Origin of the sequence: Providencia sp. PROV024 (assembly GCF_032709665.1) — a bacterium.
Classification (GTDB): domain Bacteria; phylum Pseudomonadota; class Gammaproteobacteria; order Enterobacterales; family Enterobacteriaceae; genus Providencia; species Providencia huashanensis.
Map to the genome: position 1 here is coordinate 323792 of NZ_CP120545.1, position 15947 is coordinate 339738.

At 42.1% G+C, this 15947-nt stretch carries 12 protein-coding genes; 6 read left to right on the plus strand and 6 right to left on the minus strand.

The window, feature by feature from the left end:
- Window positions 1–118: 118 nt before the first annotated feature.
- Complete coding sequence (locus P3L56_RS01520) at window positions 119–976, minus strand: PadR family transcriptional regulator (protein WP_272678572.1); 858 nt, start codon at window positions 974–976, stop codon at window positions 119–121.
- 433 nt (window positions 977–1409) lie between these two features.
- On the opposite strand from P3L56_RS01520, the gene typA reads away from it, so the two are divergent.
- The gene (typA, locus tag P3L56_RS01525) at window positions 1410–3233 is read left to right on the plus strand and encodes a ribosome-dependent GTPase TypA (protein ID WP_042847704.1); all 1824 of its coding nucleotides are present in this window, start codon (window positions 1410–1412) and stop codon (window positions 3231–3233) included.
- Window positions 3234–3280: 47 nt separating this feature from the next.
- Here typA and abgT read toward each other — a convergent pair whose 3' ends face one another.
- The 3 genes from abgT to P3L56_RS01540 all read right to left on the minus strand — a co-directional run bounded on the left by abgT (window position 3281) and on the right by P3L56_RS01540 (window position 7645).
- Window positions 3281–4807: a p-aminobenzoyl-glutamate transporter gene (abgT, locus tag P3L56_RS01530; protein WP_042847702.1), complete on the minus strand. Its 1527-nt coding sequence runs from the start codon at window positions 4805–4807 to the stop codon at window positions 3281–3283.
- A gap of 74 nt (window positions 4808–4881) precedes the next feature.
- The gene (locus P3L56_RS01535; protein WP_198861071.1) at window positions 4882–6330 is read right to left on the minus strand and encodes a M20 family metallopeptidase; all 1449 of its coding nucleotides are present in this window, start codon (window positions 6328–6330) and stop codon (window positions 4882–4884) included.
- Window positions 6323–7645 carry a M20 family metallo-hydrolase gene (locus P3L56_RS01540; RefSeq protein WP_129466945.1) on the minus strand — a complete coding sequence of 441 codons (1323 nt, stop codon included), beginning with the start codon at window positions 7643–7645 and terminating at the stop codon, window positions 6323–6325. Before P3L56_RS01540 ends, P3L56_RS01535 begins: the two co-directional genes overlap by 8 nt.
- Window positions 7646–7910: 265 nt before the next feature.
- Here P3L56_RS01540 and P3L56_RS01545 point away from each other — a divergent pair, with 265 nt between their 5' ends.
- From P3L56_RS01545 to fabY, 4 genes are all read left to right on the plus strand, one after another.
- Window positions 7911–8837 (plus strand): LysR family transcriptional regulator, encoded by a 927-nt coding sequence (locus P3L56_RS01545; RefSeq protein ID WP_071547616.1) that lies wholly within the window; start codon window positions 7911–7913, stop codon window positions 8835–8837.
- Window positions 8838–9002: 165 nt separating this feature from the next.
- Window positions 9003–9617, plus strand: coding sequence for a glucose-1-phosphatase (yihX, locus tag P3L56_RS01550; protein WP_042847693.1), 615 nt, complete (start codon window positions 9003–9005; stop codon window positions 9615–9617).
- A gap of 64 nt (window positions 9618–9681) precedes the next feature.
- A complete protein-coding gene (gene dtd / locus P3L56_RS01555) occupies window positions 9682–10119 on the plus strand; it encodes a D-aminoacyl-tRNA deacylase (protein ID WP_042847691.1) in 438 nt (145 codons plus the stop codon).
- A gap of 23 nt (window positions 10120–10142) precedes the next feature.
- Window positions 10143–11057 carry a fatty acid biosynthesis protein FabY gene (gene fabY, locus P3L56_RS01560; protein WP_042847688.1) on the plus strand — a complete coding sequence of 305 codons (915 nt, stop codon included), beginning with the start codon at window positions 10143–10145 and terminating at the stop codon, window positions 11055–11057.
- Window positions 11058–11133: 76 nt separating this feature from the next.
- On the opposite strand, the gene P3L56_RS01565 is transcribed toward fabY, so the two are convergent.
- Together P3L56_RS01565 and P3L56_RS01570 are read right to left on the minus strand one after the other, a co-directional pair.
- Window positions 11134–12894: an AsmA family protein gene (locus tag P3L56_RS01565; protein ID WP_272686253.1), complete on the minus strand. Its 1761-nt coding sequence runs from the start codon at window positions 12892–12894 to the stop codon at window positions 11134–11136.
- 125 nt (window positions 12895–13019) lie between these two features.
- Entirely contained in the window at window positions 13020–14408 is a 1389-nt protein-coding gene (locus P3L56_RS01570; RefSeq protein WP_042847810.1) for a uracil-xanthine permease family protein, read from the minus strand.
- Window positions 14409–14643: 235 nt separating this feature from the next.
- Here P3L56_RS01570 and gltS point away from each other — a divergent pair, with 235 nt between their 5' ends.
- Window positions 14644–15858 (plus strand): sodium/glutamate symporter, encoded by a 1215-nt coding sequence (gene gltS, locus P3L56_RS01575; protein ID WP_042847684.1) that lies wholly within the window; start codon window positions 14644–14646, stop codon window positions 15856–15858.
- Window positions 15859–15947 lie beyond the last annotated feature (89 nt).

Below are 15947 nucleotides of genomic sequence, written 5' to 3' on the forward strand. Positions count from 1 at the left end.
TTGTTTATAGTATAAACTATAAACAGAATATTTCATGTTATTTATTCTGAGGTGCGAGAAGAGTAGGACTCGTATATATAAAGAAAGCCCATATAACAAAGAATATGGGCCTCTTACATTATTCATCGTTACTATTGGTTAGTAACGTATTCACTTCTTCAATTTGTTTTACTGCATCATTGATAATGGATGCAATTTGGCGAGTTTGTTCTTCATTGAGTTGCTTTAAAACCATTTTATGGCGTAATAATGCTTTAAAACGACTGACCGCCATTTCAATGTCTTCCGCTAAATTACCACCTTGTTGCATATCGCGTGCTTTTGCCAGTTTACGGGCAATCACCACTTCGATGTCTTTATTCTGAGCTAAATGCGATGCTCCTTCAGGCGTGATAGTAAAGCTTTTACGGTTCCGCTCAACAATTTGTGATTCCAAGAAGCCTTGTTCTTCTAGTAGTGTAAGAGTTGGGTAGATTACACCAGGGCTAGGCACATAAAGGCCGTTAGAGGCTTCTTGAATATCTTTAATTATCTCATAGCCATAACTTGGTTTTTTGGCAACTAATGAAAGCACCATAATATGAAGGTCACCATGGTCAAATAGACGACGCAGACCTTTGCCTCTTCCTCGACCCCTTTGGCGCTCACCGCCATGTCCGTGGCCATGACGGCCTTCACCGTGGCAGCATTTTTCACCATGTCCGTGACCATGACGGCCTTCACCGTGGCAGCGTTCTTCACCATGTCCGTGACCATGACGGCCTTCACCGTGGCAGCGTTCTTCACTGTGTCTGTGACTATGACGGCCTTCACCATGGCAGCGTTCTTCACTGTGTTCGTGAATATGACGCCCTTCACCATGGCAACATTCTTTGTGTTCATGACGATGATTACCATGACAGCCGTTATGGTGGTGGTCATGCTGATTTTCGTCATGCTGTGCATAATATACATGACGACAAGATTTAATTAGCATATAGTTATTCCTTAGTTTGTAACTTTAGATATATCGAATCTATTTTGTCGTTTCACTATATTTAGATATATCTAATTAGTCAATTTAGATATATCTAAATGACACAAAAAGACATTAAAAAAGGTAGTTAAGAAAGAAAGTCTATTTTATATTCTTTTTTTTGGCTGCTAATATTGAGTTTTTAGCGTATTATTCTGCTACTTTGTGAATTATTAGTGCTGATACTCACTATTTTATTGGGTATTTTGGCGCTGTTATGCAACTGAATGTTTTTTCGTTAAAAACTTTTTATACAGTGATGGGTTTCACATTTATTCCACTTCTGCGGAAAAACGTGTAAAATAACAGCAAATTAACGTAGAAAGTATGTTTTGGTCGATAATAACGGCTAAAAAAGCATATTCCTTTCCTGTCAATTAAACGGTAAAAATCCTTGTCAATTCAAAATTTAAGAAACATCGCCATCATCGCTCACGTTGACCATGGCAAGACCACACTGGTTGGTAAATTACTGCAGCAGTCAGGTACGTTCGGTGAACGTGAAACTGTTGATGAGCGTGTTATGGACTCCAACGACTTGGAGAAAGAGCGTGGTATTACCATCCTTGCTAAAAATACCGCTATCCAATGGAATGGTTATCACATTAACATCGTAGACACCCCAGGCCACGCCGACTTTGGTGGTGAGGTTGAGCGCGTTATGTCTATGGTTGACTGCGTTCTGCTGGTTGTTGATGCGATGGATGGCCCAATGCCACAGACTCGCTTCGTAACGCAAAAAGCGTTCGACCACGGCTTACGTCCTATTGTTGTTATCAACAAAGTTGACCGCCCAGGTGCACGCCCTGATTGGGTTGTAGACCAAGTATTCGACTTATTCGTGAACTTAGGTGCAACGGATGAGCAACTCGATTTCCCTATCGTTTATGCATCTGCATTAAACGGTATTGCAGGTCTTGACCATACTGAAATGGCTGAAGACATGACGCCACTGTACGAAGCTATCGTAGAGCACGTTGCGCCGCCAGCAGTTGACATCGATGGTCCATTCCAGATGCAAGTATCGCAATTAGATTACAACAGCTACTTAGGCGTAATCGGTATTGGCCGTATTAAACGTGGTGTTGTGAAGCCAAACCAACAAGTCACTGTTATCGATAGCGAAGGCAAAACTCGCAACGGTAAAATCGGTAAAGTTCTGACGCACTTAGGTTTAGAGCGAATTGACTCACAGCAAGCCGATGCGGGCGATATCGTTGCTCTAACTGGTTTAGGTGAACTGAATATTTCTGACACTATTTGCCAAGTGGGTAGCGTTGAAGCTCTGCCTGCATTAGCCGTTGATGAGCCAACAGTTAGCATGTTCTATTGTGTTAACACCTCACCATTCTGCGGTAAAGAAGGTAAATTTGTGACTTCACGTCAAATCCTTGACCGCCTGAATAAAGAACTGGTGCACAACGTGGCACTACGTGTTGAAGAAACTCAAGACCCAGATGCATTCCGTGTTTCTGGTCGTGGTGAACTTCACTTATCTGTTCTGATTGAAAATATGCGTCGTGAAGGTTTCGAATTAGCCGTTTCTCGTCCGAAAGTTATCATTCGTGAAATCGATGGCCGTAAACAAGAGCCATTCGAACAAGTTACTTTAGACGTTGAAGAGCAAAACCAAGGCGATGTGATGAAAGCGTTAGGTGAGCGTAAAGGTGACCTACGTGACATGATGCCAGATGGTAAAGGCCGTGTGCGTCTTGACTACATTATCCCAAGCCGTGGTTTGATTGGTTTCCGTACAGAATTCATGACGATGACCTCAGGTACTGGTTTACTGTACTCTACATTCAGCCATTACGACGATGTTCGCCCAGGCGAAATCGGTGGTCGTCAGAACGGTGTTCTGATCTCTAACGGTCAAGGTAAAGCAGTTGCTTATGCACTGTACAGCTTACAAGATCGTGGTAAGTTATTCTTAGGTCACGGTGCAGAAGTGTATGAAGGCCAAATCATTGGTATTCACTCTCGTTCTAACGACTTAACAGTTAACTGCTTAACGGGTAAAAAACTGACTAACATGCGTGCGTCAGGTACTGATGAAGCGACAACATTATCACCACCAATTAAAATGACTCTGGAACAAGCTCTTGAGTTTATTGATGATGATGAATTAGTTGAAGTGACTCCGCAGTCTATTCGTCTGCGTAAGCGTCACCTGACTGAAAACGATCGTCGTCGCGCGAGCCGTACAAAAGAAGACTAATTTTTAGTTAAATTAGTTAATAAGAAGGCGCCGAAAGGCGCCTTTTTTTATGGGTTGAGTTGTGGGTAAACACCCGGCCCTATAGGCAGTCCTGCAAAGTACCAGCCAACAAGCAATAACATCCAAACTATAAAAAAGACAATAGGATACGGTAATATTAAGGTGTAATAAGTTCCGAGCTGTGCATTTTTATAGTAGCGTTGTAAAAAACCTAAAAAGAGAGGAAGAAAAGGTGACATAGGTGCAAGTGGTAGCACCGCTGAATCTGCGATACGAAACACAATCTGAGCAAATGCAGGGTGAAAACCTAGTAGCACAAACATAGGAACAAATATTGGGGCGAGGATCGACCAGATAGCTGAACCACTTGCGATAAACATACAAAGGAAAGCGGATAGGAACATCAAACCAATAAACGCAGGTACTCCGGTCATACCAAGGGCTTCCAGTAAGTCGGTTAACCCAATCGCCATAAATTTCCCCATGTTACTCCAGTTAAAAAAAGCAACGAATTGTGAAAGGGGGAAAACCATAACAATAAACCCTGCCATACTTTTCATTGGGTCAACTAATAAATCAGGAATATCATTAGGCTTTTTGATTTGCTTTGTTGATACACCATAGGTAATGGAGACCACGAAAAAGAAAATAATAATGACAGGAACAATCCCTTTAATGAAAGGGGATGGGATCACTGTATTGGTGATTGGATCGCGTAGTGGGGCACCTTCAGGCACAACAAGTAAAGCCACTAGACCGATAAAAACTAATGCAGACAGCCCACTCATCAATAATCCACGGTTTTGAATTGGTGTTAATTGTTCGATTCGGTCATGGGATGTGCCTTCCCATATAGGCAGGCGAGGTTCGATAAATTTATCAGTAAGTAGTGCCCCCGCAATCGTGAGTACAATCACTGACGTAGCCATAAAATACCAGTTATCAATAACACTAACATGAAGGCTTGGGTCAATGATCATGGCCGCTTCTGTACTTATCCCTGACAATAAGACATCCGTCGTGACAATCAATAAGTTAGCAGTAAAACCTGAAGCGACCCCTGCAATTGCAGCTAGTAAGCCAGCAACAGGATGACGGCCTACAGCAATAAAAATTAGCGCTCCTAAGGGTGGCATGACGACCAGCGCAGCATCAGAAGAGATATGGCTAAAAAAAGCAATAAATAGCACCATATAGCTGGCATAACGTTTATTAATGCCGGAAGCCATTTTATACATCAGAGCTTGGAGTAAACCGACTTTTTCGGCTAAACCGGCACCAATCACCAGTGCAAGAATGGCACCAAGAGGGGCAAAACTACTAAAATTTTTAACAATATTGGGCAAAATCCATTGTAATCCCTCAACGCTTAATAAATTTTTAACGCTAACCATTTCGTCATTGGCTGGGTTTTTAACGGATAAACCAAACCAAGACAAAATTGCAGTAGCAATCATGAGTACCGCAATCAAATAAACAAATAAAATAAACGGGTTAGGTATTTTATTTCCCACGCGCTCTATCCAGCGAAAAATCGCACCGGGGCTTTTGTGATGAGTTGTTGTGTCACTCATAGAATTTCCTTGTGTCTGTATTCATTGTTATTGTTATGACTATTGAGCGGGATAAATCCCGCCAGTATAAGGAACTACTTTAATTTTGAAGGCGTTACATCTTTAGGGATAGGGCATTGATAGGGTGCGGTTTGTCTTTGTTGATGAAACTCAGCTTTAGCTTGTGCTAATAATTCTGGTTTTAAGAACAACTCAAGTGCACTGGATGCCATAATTTTTCCTGCGAGCAGCATTCCTTTATGAGCAATGGATGTGCGCCCCTGAGCGACTAACTGCCATGTATGTAGTGCGGTACCGAATGCGAAGCATGGGCTAAAACACTGCGCAGTAGGGGTCACCCAACTGACATCTCCTACATCTGTTGAGCCATACATTAATTCTTTTGACTCAACGTAAGGTAGCACTTCGTCAGTGAGTACTTTATTACCTTGCCTTTCACACCAAAGCATCCCTTTTTCACCGCCACTACGAGCTGCATTCAATTTGGCATTGCGCAAATCATCTTTAGTCAAAGTGCTATAGATTTGTTCAGCGAATTGGCGTTCTTGTTCTGTATATTCAGGGATGCCAAATTCCGTAATATGATTAAACATCGCATGTTCTAGAGTGCGATTCGGTACATAGTTTGAACATGCTTTGTCAAAACGCACCTCTAACTGAGTGCCGGTCATTAAGGCCGCGCCTTCAGCAATCTTAATAACGCGTTGGTAAATATCTTGCGCTTCATCGAGCTGCGGAGCGCGCACAAGGTAAAGAACCTCTGCATCTGCTTGTACGACATTCGGAGAGGCACCGCCCGTATTGGTGACGGCATAATGAATGCGTGCCTCTTGAATAATGTGTTCGCGTAGAAACTGAACGCCGACATTCATGAGCGTTACTGCATCTAAAGCACTACGTCCAAGATGAGGTGAGTTTGCTGCATGTGATGCAATACCTTTAAAACGAAAAGCCGTTTGAATATTAGCAAGAGACTTGACGTTGAAGACGCCACTAAAAGATTCTGGATGCCAAGTAATTGCGGCATCAACATCATTGAATAGTCCTTCCCTCACCATGAAGGTTTTACCTGAACCGCCTTCTTCACCCGGACAGCCATAGAAACGTACCGTACCCGATAAGTTATTTTCTTTTAGCCATGCTTTGACTGCATAAGCGGCGGATAAGGCAGCGGTACCTAACAAATTGTGACCACAGCCGTGGCCATTTCCATTTTCAATAACTGGGCTAGGTTCACTGCATGCCGAATGTTGGCTCAGGCCTGCAAGGGCATCGAATTCCCCGAGTAGTGCAATAACGGGAGTGCCTGAACCGTAACTTGCGATAAAAGCGGTTTCGATATTACCAACGCCTCTTTCGACGTGAAAACCTTCCTTTTCTAACGCATCAGCGAGCAGAGTCGATGAGTAAGTTTCTTCAAAACGTGTTTCTGGATGATCCCAAATATCATCACTTAATGTAGTGAATTGATGTTGGTTTTTTTCAATATAATCATTAATAAATGATGTAAATGTATTATCCATTTTGAGCTCCGAATTCAGGTAAATGCAGGGCGATAGTGGACAGCGTTTTAACGGCGGTCGTCATCACTTGTTCATCGAAATCAAAGCGCTCATTGTGGTGACCCGCGCTGAGCTGGGTGCCAAAAATCATATAAGTTGCTTGTCCCCCGAGTTGTTTGACGCGCTCCATAAAGTAGGTCGCATCTTCAGAGCCCGCGGCTTGGGAGCGGTCTTTCACCACAGATGTGAATTCAGGGAGGTGGGCTTGAGCCAAATCGCAAATAAAATCAACCCATTGTGGACTTGGATGGCTACTTTGTGCAGCGCCCATTAATTTAATATCAACGGAAACATCTTGCATCTTGGCTGCACCCTCGATGATATTTAGGGCTTTTTGATAGATAAACTCATTAATTTCATTAGTTTCACCTCGAGTTTCTACTTTTAATAACGCAGAGTCTGGAATGACATTTCGACCGATCCCTGCTTGTAAAACCCCAACATTTATTCGAGAACTACCTTCACTATGGCGTGGAATGCCATATAAGCCTAAAGTCGCATGGGCTGCGGCCAGTAATGCATTTTTACCATCTTCAGGTTTTGCACCTGAATGAGCAGCAACACCTTGATAGGTAACATCAAATTTAGTTGTCGCTAAAAAGTTTTTGCTGCCACAAACGACTTCGCCTTGTGGGACTCCAGTTCCAAGGTGAATAGCAACAAAAAAATCGACATCATCGACAACACCTGCCTCCATCATGGATTTCGCGCCGCGAGTGCCTTCCTCCGCTGGTTGGAAAATAATTTTAATACGACCGGAGAGTTTGGATTCGTATTGTTTGAGAACATGCGCAAGCCCTAATCCAATAGCGGTATGGCCATCATGACCACAGGCATGCATCATGTGTGGGTTACAAGAGGCAAACCCTTCATTGTAAGGACGGTGTTGGCACGAAAGGTCTTCGTTTAGGTCAAGGGCATCCATATCGACTCGGAAAGCTAGAGTTGGACCGGGTCTTTCGGTATCTAATGTCGCGACAATTCCTGTAAACCCCCCAGAGAAATGCCCTAGCCATTGGGTAAGAGCCCCTTGCTCAATTGCTCTTTTTTCTTGTTTTTCTAATTCAGCAGGAGAAGGGAGCCCCATTCTAGCGTCAGCTTTAATCACTTCTTTGCCAAGTTGTAATTGGTAGCCAAGCTGATGCAGCTCTTCTGCTACTAGAGTCGCAGTACGAAATTCTAACCAACCAGACTCTGCATATTGGTGAAAATCTCGACGCCATGTCTGTAACTGCTGTGCCATTTGATTGATAGTGGCATATAAGTCAGTATCCATTTTTTATCTCTTTTAGTTATCACAAAAAAAGTAAATTCTGTTATGTTTGATTACGAATTATTAACATTTAGCGAGATAAAATTTTGTTTATTAATTAAAAATAAATTTATTTAGATGCTGATGTATTTTTTACCTTTAAAAATTATTTTAAAAGGCTAAATGTTAATTATTTGTTTCTTTGTTTTTAGACTTTACACAATCAAATCAGAGCAAAAAAGATACAATTATCTTTCGCTATATAACTAAAAGTTATCGGGGTAAACACATGGCTCCAGCAATAAAATTGAATCAGCTTAGGGCATTTGTAGAGGTAAGCCGTCATGGCAGCATTCGAGCCGCTAGCCGTTTTTTACAACTCTCCCAACCGGCACTAACGAAATCGATTCGTGAATTAGAAAGTACGTTAGGGGCAAAGTTATTTATTCGCAGCAACCAAGGGATTTACTTAACAGAATGCGGTGAGGGTTTTTTAAGGCGTGCGAGCTTAATTCTTGAAGAGTTAAGGGTTGGGCAAGAGGAAATCTCCCAACGGATTGGTTTGATTGGCGGGACTGTCAATATTGGTGTGGCAGGAAGTATCGCTCGTTCTTTGATGCCTAAAGTCGTCACACAATTTCACCGCGATTTCCCCAATATTAAATTGCGTATCATGGAAGGGCAGCTACTAACCATGTTAACTCAGCTAAGGCAAGGAGAGCTGGATTTTACGATTAATACATATTACCCAGGCAGTTTAGACGCAGAATTTAATTTTGAGCGGCTGATGCAAAAAGAGTACAAGGTGATTATGCGTAAAGACCATCCTTTACGGCATGCGAAATCTTTGAGTGAGTTGGTTGATTGTGATTGGACGATGCCAACTCCCAAGGGGACGTATTATAAGCAACTTGCTGACGTTTTTTCGTTGATGGAGCGTCCCATGGTCTTTAGCGTAACTTGCGAAACGTTAATTGGCTGCTTAAGTTTAGTTGCTCAAAGCGATTTTCTAACCATTGTTTCTGTGGATACGATCGACGAGCCGTTATTCGAACAAAGGTATATCGCTTTAGATTTAAAAGAACAATTACCCTATGCCACCTTTGCTTTGGTTCAACGAAGAGATGCCACATTGACACCCGCAGGGGAACACCTAGCCCGATTATTTCGTATTTATTGCCGTAATAATGATGATGGGAATAAGGTAGGTAGATAATATTTTTGCATTTATCTATTAAAGGAATGGTTAAGTAAGGCGGTTTCCTGAGTCAGTGGTTCACCAATATTTTGACAAAATAACGTGAAATATCACCAATTAGGGCTGTTCAGTTGCATGAATAATGATTAAAGTAAATTTAGTGAATAACAATGAGGAAAATTTATGCTGTATATCTTCGATATGGGTAATGTGATTATTGATATCGACTTTAATCGTGTGTTTGATAAATGGGCTGAGCTTAGTGGTACACCAAGTGAAGAAATCAAATCGCGGTTTTCTTTTGGTAATATCTTTCAATTGCATGAATGTGGCAAAATTTCAGATATCGAGTTCGCAGAGCTTCTGTGTGAAGAAATGGGCATTACACTGAGCTTTGAAGATTTTGCTGAAGGCTGGCATGCTATTTTTATTTCGTTAAGAGCTGAAGTGATTGATATCATGGAGCGCTTGCGCGAACAAGGGCACCGTGTTGTCGTCTTATCAAATACGAATCGCCTACATTTAGACTATTGGCCAGAACACTACCCAGAAATTGCAGCTAGCTCTGATTTCCTTTACCTATCCCAAGATTTAGGCATGCGTAAGCCTGACCCGGAAATTTATGAATATGTTCTGCAATCTGAAGAATTTGATGCTGCAGATGCTATTTTCTTTGATGATGTTGAGGAAAATGTAAAAGCCGCGGAAGCACTTGGCATTCGCAGTATCCATGTTACCAGTAAAGACACCATTCCCGAATATTTCCGGACTTACGATTTTAGTGCCGAAGTTAAGTAACTTACTGGTTTTTATAATGGAGTAACTGTAAAACGTTGCTCCATCTTTTTGTTATAGAGTAAACATGATTGCATTAATTCAGAGAGTCACTCACGCGAGTGTCGTTGTTGATGAAACCGCCGTAGGGCAAATTGATTCAGGTCTACTGGTTTTGCTTGGTGTCGAAAAAGACGATGATGAGCAAAAGGCAAAGCGTTTATGTGAAAAGGTGCTGGGCTACCGTATTTTTAGTGACGAGCAAGGGAAAATGAACTTAAACGTCCAACAAGCTGGCGGTAGTTTACTGGTTGTTTCGCAATTTACTTTAGCCGCAGATACCAAAAAGGGTATGAGACCCAGCTTTTCTGGTGGGGCAGAGCCAGAGCGTGCAGACCGCTTGTATCAATACTTTGTTGAGCAAAGCCGCCAACAAGGCATTAATACGCAAACAGGCCAGTTTGCTGCAGATATGCAAGTCAATTTAACTAATGATGGACCGGTCACCTTCTGGCTACAGGTGTGAATCAACTTTTTAAGGGGGAAACGATGTACCATCTACGTACGCCGAAAGATGAACTTGAGTTTGCAACTTACTACCATTTTCGTTGGGAAATGTTGAGAAAACCTTTTAATCAACCCCTAGGTTCAGAGAAAGATGGCTATGATGCCACTGCACATCATCAAATGGTTGTTGATGATAAAAACCGTATTCTTGCGATCGGCCGCTTATATATTAATGCAGATAACGAAGGTGCGATCCGTTTTTTAGCCGTCAACCCAGTAATGCAAGGTAAAGGGCTGGGGAAGCTGATTATCATGGCACTTGAGTCTGTTGCACGCCAAGAAGGGGTGAAGCGGATTGTATCCAGTGTGCGTGAAGAAGCGGTTCCTTTTTTCGATAAAATGGGGTTTGCAAATCGCGGAATAGTCGCAGGGCAGTTAAAAACACCAGTTCGTCATTATTTGATGATTAAACCGATTGAAACCTTAGATCAAATTTTACACCGTCCAGATTGGTGCGGTGAATTGCAACAAGCTTGGTATAAATACATACCATTGAGCGAGAAAATGGGAGTACGGATAGAGCAGTACACTGGGACTCGCTTTATAACAACCATGCCCGAAGCGGGCAATCAAAATCCCCATGAAACTATTTTCGCAGGCAGCCAATTTTCGTTAGCAACATTAACGGGTTGGGGGTTAATTTGGTTATTGATGCAGGAACACCAGTTAGGCGGTGAGATTGTGTTAGTGGATGCGAATATCCGCTACGGTAAGCCTGTCAGTGGTAGGCCAACCGCCACTGCTGATTTAGCAAATATGAGTGGTGACCTTGACCGATTAGCTCGTGGCAGCCGAGCCCGAGTGAAACTTAAGGTCGAGGTAAGTAATACTGATAACCAAGTGGGTGCTGTTTTTAGTGGGACTTATATGGTATTACCCATTGAAACAACAAAATAAAGTATATTTTTGATTATTAAATAACAGAGGCAGGTAATTTATATAATTAGCGTTACCTGCCTTAGTTTTGTGTTTATTATGGCGTACCTAGTACAGGGACCTCTTCTTGAAGTATTGCTCCTTCCATTGGCGGTTGTTCTGCTTCGGTTTCAACTGAAGAAGTCACTACCCCGTTAACAACGGTTCTGAACATACGTTTACCTTGTAACGGAACGGCCATTAGCTCCCCGTTTAGGCTTTTTGAGAGAGACGGTGCGAGTAAATCGCCTTGTAGAGTCGCATCAAAATCACCAATAACCTGTGCTGGGAAACCAGACCAGCCCCACTGATTTAAATCAGTTAAATCAATATTAGAACCGGATGCACGTAACAGGAATGGCACTTTATTTGGCGTTTGCTTAACCAGCAAACCGATTTTGCTGATACCTTTATCAGTACTGACCGTTAAACTTGCAGCGGCTGAAGATTTGCCACTTTGACGAACTTCTAAGAATGGACGTCGAACTGGAACTTGGTTAATTGTGCCGCTATCTGCATTAAACGTCGCTTTACCGCTCCAAACTCCCCATTTTTTTTGTTTGACCAAATCAACGTTTTCAATGTTGGCACTTAACGCTGTAAACTCGAAAGGGAACTCGGGTTGGATATTCATTAACAGAGACTGAGATAAGCTAAATTTCTTGATGGATAACCCAGATAACCATGCAGGAGCTGGCTCTGCCAAGAAGGATAGCCATGTTTCAGGTAATGTGTACAAAATACCCGCTAGCTTGCCTTCATTGATGGTCAGTACTTGGTCATTACGTTGCCAAGTGCCGTTTAGGTTGAATACCCCTTTATTGTAGTAACCAGATAGCTTATCGATATTAAGGGCATCGCCATCAATATTTAATTCGCCAATCAGTGTGCTGAGTTGTTGGTTTTTCACAACCAGTTGCTCAACATTGAAACTGATTTTACTTTTAGGGCTAGACCAACTTCCCCGAACGAGGTCAAGGTGGTCGATTTCAGTACTCAGCCCTGAAAGAGCCCAATCTTTACCTTGAATATCAATATTGGCTAATTCAAGGTTTTTGATTTTTATGGTTCTATCACTTTTAATCGCAGTAAATAATGTATCGAAATCAATACTGTTTTCCCAGCCTACTTTATTCATGATGAGAGAACCGATTGTGATTGAACCATCAGCAAATAGTTTACCTTCCCCTGAGACATAGCCATTATTTAGGTAGGCACTTGCTTTGCTAATTTCAGTGGTTTGCGTTTGCCGTTTCCCTGTCACTGCGACATTTTTTAACGACAGTTTATTCATTTTTAATTGGTTGGCTGTAAAACGAAAATCACCATAGCCAAAAGGGGAGTTAACTGTTGGTTGCCAAGGTGTTATTCCCCCAGTGAACCCATCAACCTGAATATCATCATCACCTTGTTTTAGCAGAACTTTACTGTTCTCGAATTGCAAGATATCCGCAGTGATAGGTAAGGGCATTTCCCCTTGTGTGATGGCAGCTGATAAGTCACCTTGTGTAATAACAAAACGCCGAATAGCATTTCCACTGAATAAATTACGCCAGTTGATATCGACGACAATTTGCCGTGCATCCAAGACGAGGTTTTTGTCTTCTGAAGCTAACTTAACATCTTGAAAGATAAATTCCCCAGGGTTGGAAAACTCATGCCCCATGACCCCGACATTAATATCATAACGGGTAAATTGACTTAAAAATTGGCTGGAATAGGAGGCTCCTAGACGCGTCTGTAAGCCAATATAGGCAAAAATAAATAGAAGTAATAGTAGCAAAAGTGCATAGGTAACAAATTTGATTAACCATTTCACGGCTTGCTACTCCTTCATCATGTGGGTGGATAACAAGATAGAGACTTGTTTAATATCGCGGCAGTTTAAGGATAGCATACAGAAGAACCGCCAGAATATTCAACTCTGACGGTTAAAATGAAAGCTTATTTTTCGAGGGGAAAGACTAAATTCAGAACAATTGCAGTTAAACCACCGGCAGCAATTCCAGAAGAAAATAAGGTTTTTAGCCAGTCGGGCGCAAATTGTAGGATCAGAGGTTGCTGTGAGACCCCCATTCCTACCGCAAGTGAAAGGGCGATTATCATGATTGCTCGACGATTTAATGGCTCTCTAGACACAATACGTACACCTGACGCGGCGATAGTGCCGAACATCACGATGGTCGCGCCACCCAGAACAGGTTCAGGGATTTGCTGTACAAAGCCTGCAACAGCAGGGAATAAACCTAGCAATACGAGCATTAAGGCGACGATATAACCGACGTAGCGGCTAGCGACCCCTGTTAACTGGATCACCCCGTTATTTTGCCCAAAGCAGGAGTTCGGAAAGGTATTAAATACAGCAGAAACCATCGAGTTTAAACCATTAGCGAGCACCCCACCTTTAATACGTTTCATATACAAAGGACCACGAACGGGTTGTTCTGATACATCCGAAGTCGCAGTGATATCACCAATCGTTTCTAAAGAGGTCACCATAAAAATAAGAATAAGTGGGACGAGTAGGTTCCAATCAAATGATAACCCATAATAAAACGGTTCTGGTACGGTAATTATCGCTTGGTTAGCTTCTGCTGGTTGCGCAGTTGGCAACATGTCCATCCACCAAGCAACAATATAGCCGACAGCCATGGCAATGACGAGTGAAGCAACACGTAAGTACGGGTTTTTCTGGCGATTTAATAAAATAATAACGGCGAGTACCACTCCCGCTAAAATTAAATAATCGGGGGAACCGAAGGTATTGTCGCTAATTGCACCGTAGCCACCACCGATGGATGTTAGGCCAACTTGAATTAACGATAACCCGATGATCATGACCACAACACCAGACACTAACGGTGTGATGACGCGGCGAGCTAAATGTAAGAAGCGGGAAAGAATCACTTCAGTTAGTGCGGCAACGAGTAGAGTACCAAATAGTGCTGCCATCATTGAGGGAATATCTGCCCCACCTTGCTTTAGTGCGACTCCGCCCATGATTAAAGGTGCAACAAAGTTAAAACTGGTGCCTTGAATAGAAAGTAAACCTGAACCAATAGGGCCCCATGCTCTAATTTGTATTAAAGAAGCAATCCCTGAAGCGAATAAGGACATACTAATAATACGTTGGGTGTCGTGAGCTGGTAGCCCAAGCGCTTGGCAAATTAACATTGCTGGCGTGATAACAGCTACAAACATAGCCAGAAGGTGTTGCCCCGCGGCAAACAGAGCCTGTGGTAGCGGTGGTTTGTCTTCTAATTTATAGATAAGCTCACTTTGTGTTTGTATGGTTGCTTCTGTAGTTTGTTTTTCAGACGTTGCAGTATTCATTGCCTTCATTTCCCCCACCAAAAAACGCATTGTAATGCGGCGAAATTAAAAAGCAATCGTTTGCGCAGAAAAAGTTTTATACGATAGTTAAATAACGCTGTCACATTTTTATATCTTTTAACTTGTATTTATAACAGTTTTTTTTTCTAATCCTATAACCTGCTTTTGGCGTTTTAAGGAAGATATTAACGTCTTATTGGTTTTTAATAATTTTAACAACAGACGAGGTACGTAAATGTATCATCTCGATGTCTACGGTACGCTAGTAGCTGCTACCTTAGTATTATTGCTTGGGCGTAAACTGGTAAAATCAGTTCCCTTTCTTGAAAAATACACTATCCCAGAGCCCGTTGCGGGCGGGTTGTTAGTCGCTTTTAGTCTTTTATTGCTGAAGCAATTATTTGACTGGAGCCTTTCTTTTGACTTATCACTGCAAGAACCAATGATGCTGGCATTTTTTGCCACAATCGGCCTAAATGCTAACTTAGCGAGTTTGAAGGCAGGTGGTAAGGCATTGTTTATTTTCATTTTTGTTGTTGTAGGGTTACTGCTTGTTCAAAACACGGTGGGTATTGCTCTTGCTGAGTTACTTGGCCTAGACCCATTAATGGGGCTGTTAGCGGGTTCTGTAACTTTATCCGGTGGTCATGGTACTGGTGCGGCATGGGGTAAAATTTTTACCGAGAGTTACGGTTTCCAGAGTGCAACAGAAGTTGCTATGGCTTGTGCAACGTTTGGTTTGGTTCTGGGTGGGTTAATCGGTGGGCCTGTTGCTCGCTTCTTAACTCGAAATATCCCAACGCCGGGAAATACTGACGATGATAAAGACGTTCCTAGCGCATTTGAAAAACCGCAATCAGGGCGAATGATCACTTCAATGGTTTTAATTGAAACTATTGCATTAATTGCTATCTGTTTGCTGGTGGGAAGCTATATTGCAGGTTTATTAGCGGACACAGTGTTCGCGTTACCGAAATTTGTGTGTGTGCTGTTTGTCGGTGTGATTTTAAGTAATAGCTTATCATTGCTGGGTTTTTACCGTGTATTTGATCGCGCGGTTTCCGTCATGGGGAACGTCAGCCTTTCATTATTCTTAGCAATGGCATTAATGAGCTTAAAATTATGGGAATTAGCATCATTGGCAATTCCGATGATAGTTATTTTGGCTGTTCAAGCTTGTGTTATGGCAGGGTATGCGATTTTTGTCACCTTCCGAGTGATGGGCAAAAATTATGATGCTGCTATTTTAGCTGCGGGTCATTGTGGCTTCGGTCTTGGTGCAACACCGACTGCAATTGCAAATATGCAGGCGGTAACAGATAGGCTAGGCCCATCTCACCTAGCATTCTTAGTAGTGCCAATGGTTGGAGCATTCTTTATTGATATCGTTAATGCAATCGTGATTAAACTGTATCTATTGCTACCGATATTTCCAACGATTGCTGGATAACATAGATTAAATAATAATAAGTAAAGCAGGTATTGCCGTGAAATTTTTCACGGCAATTTTCGTTTTAAGATATGAATAAACAATAATGA